The sequence below is a fragment of the Thermogemmatispora sp. genome (assembly GCF_042408735.1).
GTDB lineage: Bacteria > Chloroflexota > Ktedonobacteria > Ktedonobacterales > Ktedonobacteraceae > Thermogemmatispora.
In genome coordinates, this window is the sequence record NZ_JBHOQV010000145.1 from 1 (window position 1) to 2,794 (window position 2,794).

Consider the following 2,794-nt stretch of genomic DNA (forward strand, 5'->3'; position numbering starts at 1 on the left):
ATGTCTCTCTCTCAGGAGCTTCATGTGACACACGCGCATGCTTCTTCATTCGTGATCGGTGTTGGTGGGCACCAGCAGCTTGGAGATGACGCGACGGTCCGGTTTCTGACCGAGCACTTCTCCCAGATCCTGGCCCATGCGCAGCAGGCAGCGCAGGCAGACGGGCGCGTTCCCTGTTTGCGGTCTGCCGTAGCACGTGGAGCGGACCGCCTCTTTCTCGAGCTCGCCTTTCAATCTGGGCTTCCCGTCGAGGTGGTGATCCCCTGTCAGGGGTATGAGCAGCTCTTCCAGGGAGAGGAACGGGCAGCGTATGAGCTGTGGCTGAGCCGTGCCCGGCAGATCCATCAGCTCTCTGGCTCGCCATGCTCGGACGAGGCCTATCTCGCCGCTGGGGAGTGGATTGTAGAAACCAGCGATCTGCTGGTCTTGGCCTGGAATGGCCTCCCTGCTGCAGGCAAAGGCGGCACCGCAGATATGGCCAGCTACGCGCGTTTTCTCGGCAAAGCCTGGATTCATCTGAATACTCGCCGGCATCACGTCACCTGGTATCCTGCTGGCCCCTCCCATCAGCAAGCGGCTCCGCGCCGTGAACAAGCCCAGCGGGTGCGAGTGGTCTATCAGGGTCCCATTTTTGTGGTGAAGCAGTATGAGCTGCTGCTCTCCAGTGGTCGCACGGTCACACGCGACGTGGTCGAGCGGCCTGAAAGCGTGCTGGTGTTGCCTGTTGGTCAGCAAGGGACCATTTTGCTGATCGAAGAGCGGGACCTGGCTGTGGACGCCTGGCAGCTCCGTCTCCCAGGTGGACGGATTACTGCTTCCTCTTTCCAGGAACTGGAGCAGCACGCCCAGCAGGAGCTCCGCGAGGAGACGGGGTATCGGGCTGGTCGTCTGGAGAAACTGCTCTCATGCTACAGCCATCCAGGATATGTGAGCCACCGCGTCCATCTGTTTGTGGCCTCTGATCTGGAGTGGGACCCGCTGGAGCTGGAAGAGGGAGAAGAAATCCGGGTCAGAACCATGACGCTGGCTGAGGCGCTTGCTGCCACCAGCCAAGACGATCGCTGTGACCCTGAAGCTGCTCTCGCTCTCTGGCTCTACGCTGGCAAAGGCGTGCTTGCTTCACACGACCACCCCGGTGAGCAGAGCGCAATGGGTCATCAGCGCCCTCGTGGTGAGCTCCCGCCAGAGGGATGAGGCAAGCGTTGTCTTCAACAGGTGGAAGAAGATGGCTTCAGAAAGCATCCATCATGGAGAAGTGATTCAGGCGTATCGGCGCTTGCGGGGCTTGACGCAGGAGGAGTTGGCTCAGCGCATTGGCCGAAGCCGCCGCACTATTGTTTCCTTAGAACAACAGCATTCTATCCCCAACATCCGTTTAAGACGGGCCTTAGCACTTGTTCTGAGTATTCCTCCCCATTTGCTTGATCTCACCGAGCAGTCGCTTGCAGCATGGTCTTTTGCTCCTCCCCCCTCATCTCCCTCAACCACCTCAGGGCTTCCCTTGGGAGAGATGGAAATGCGCACTCTCCTCGATCATGTCCGTCTGCGCTTCGACTTGTATTATTTCACGAATGCACGCTACGCCGCTGAAGGCTTGCGAGAACAACGAGAATATGTGACAACCCTCGTGAAGCAAGGGGGATCTGCTCACACTCGCAAACGTCTCTTGATCGTTCTCAGTCACCTCTACCGGCTGGATGGCATGATTGCCCGTGATGCTCTCGATTATCCTACTGCTGAGTTTGACTTCCAGCAGGCATCACTTGTGGCTCAGGAGGCAAGCTGCCCAGAGCTGGAAGCATTAGCTCTCGCTTGCCGCGCGGTGCTCTTTGTGAGGCAGCGCCGGGAGGCAGTAGCTCTCCAATGCTATGACGCGGCGCACGCTATGGCACGGCATGCTTCTCCAGCATTAAAAGCCTACCTGGCTATCGGTGCCGCTGAAGCACAGAGTTTGCTCAAAGATGAGGCGTGTTTCCGCGCTCTTGAGCAAGCTCACCGTTGGCTCCGTCTTCTCGATCCCGCTGACGATCCTCTCCTCCTGTATCGCTCGACGCGCTGTTCAAAACAGACGCTGACAGATTGTTGGATGGCCTGCCGGGCTGCCCTTGGGCACATTGAACCGGCCCTGGAATACTATAGTGATATTGAGTACCAGGGAGATTCAGCAATGCCACGAAGGCAGGCTCGGATGCTCATCCAGTGCGCTCGGCTACTCTACCAGAATCGTGATATGAGCTGCTGTTTCTACGCTACTGAAGGATTTCGAAGAGCAAAAGCTATTGAATCATACTATAATATGCAGCAGGTAAAAGATTTGGCCCTGACGCTGAAGGCACGCTTTCCCAAAGATCACCGTGTCCAGGAGCTCATCGAGATCATCAATCGTGTTTGATAAGCAGTCACCTCTTCCCCTCTGAATGGAAGGTTCTTTCTTTCCCTGCCAATGGCGTGCTAAGAGCGCCCAGAATGGTTGAGCTATGTGCAAAACATGTGCAATATCGTTCTGGGTTTCCTCACGAGCCTTTTTCTCCTGGTAGTATTCTCTCCAGAGATCCAAAACGAGAGATGAGGAAGCCTCTATCTGAGGGCGAAAGGAGTATTTGCTCGTATGGCGACCTTTCCGCAACCGCTGACTGACGTGCAGACGCTGCCCCCGTCTTCCTGCCCCCGCTGCTGCCGGCGGCAGGCCCAGCGAGCAGCGCCTCCCCCTCGTGTGCAGGCGCTGGCGCATCCCCTTGCCGCTGACGCTCATCCTGGAGATGACCAGCTTACCTCTGCTCATCCTGACGAGGAG

3 protein-coding genes are annotated in these 2,794 nt (G+C 57.4%); all 3 read left to right on the top strand.

What is annotated here, in order from left to right:
* On the top strand, nt 1–1,194 hold a 1,194-nt coding region (locus ACFMO7_RS15870; RefSeq protein WP_376796472.1), incomplete at its 5' end, for an NUDIX hydrolase.
* Nucleotides 1,195–1,225: 31 nt separating this feature from the next.
* The gene (locus tag ACFMO7_RS15875; RefSeq protein WP_052889458.1) at nt 1,226–2,392 is read left to right on the top strand and encodes a helix-turn-helix domain-containing protein; all 1,167 of its coding nucleotides are present in this window, start codon (nt 1,226–1,228) and stop codon (nt 2,390–2,392) included.
* A gap of 216 nt (nt 2,393–2,608) precedes the next feature.
* Nucleotides 2,609–2,794, top strand: a 186-nt coding sequence (locus tag ACFMO7_RS15880) for a hypothetical protein (RefSeq protein WP_376796473.1), incomplete at its 3' end; no start/stop codon positions are given.